Consider the following 736-nt stretch of genomic DNA (forward strand, 5'->3'; position numbering starts at 1 on the left):
GCCCACCCTTGTATTAGCGCGCCGGACTATGATGGCCTCGTTCCGTGAGGAATGGCCCAGCCCGGGTGGCCGCCCGAGCTGGGCCGCCGATCGATCGGATCGATGCCCACCGAAGCCTTGAGGGCTGCGTTTTGTAGCAAGATCGCGGTCGGCACTTCATCGGGACCCGCATGGTTGAACGAACTTCAGGTTCGCATTCACAAGGGAGGGTCGAGGAAGATGGCCAAACGTATCACGATCTGTGCCGGGATCGATACCGGCAAACGCAAGCTCGACGTGGCGCTCAATGGCAGCTCTGAGCAGCTGCAGGTGGAGAACAAGGCGGAAGATCACCAGGCGCTGGTGGAGTGGCTGAAGCGCCACAAGGTCAAACGGATTGGAATCGAAGCGAGTGGCGGCTATGAGCAGGCGGTGGTTGCCGAACTGCGACGCAAGCGGTTTGTGGTCGTCGTGTTTCAGCCGGCTCAGGTCCGCGCCTATGCCGGGTTCCTGCTGCGGCGGGCCAAGAACGACAAGATTGATGCGGCGCTGATTGCGGCCTGCACAGCGGCGGTCCAGAAGATCCATCCCGCTCCGGATCCCCGGCTGCAGCCCCTTGCCGAGCATCTGACGATGATCGACCAGATCACGGAAGACATTGCCCGGCTCAAGAACCGGCTCGAGAGTTGCCGCAATGTGCAGGCCCAGCAGCTGTGGAAGGAGGATATCGCTCGCCTGGCCAAGCGCGAGAGGGTCG

1 protein-coding gene is annotated in these 736 nt (G+C 62.4%); it reads left to right on the top strand.

Annotated features, from left to right (window positions below):
* Positions 1–102: 102 nt before the first annotated feature.
* A partial coding sequence (locus tag FXV83_RS21060) for an IS110 family transposase (protein WP_187436045.1) occupies positions 103–736 on the top strand: 634 nt, incomplete at its 3' end.

The organism is Bradyrhizobium hipponense (assembly GCF_008123965.1).
GTDB lineage: Bacteria > Pseudomonadota > Alphaproteobacteria > Rhizobiales > Xanthobacteraceae > Bradyrhizobium > Bradyrhizobium hipponense.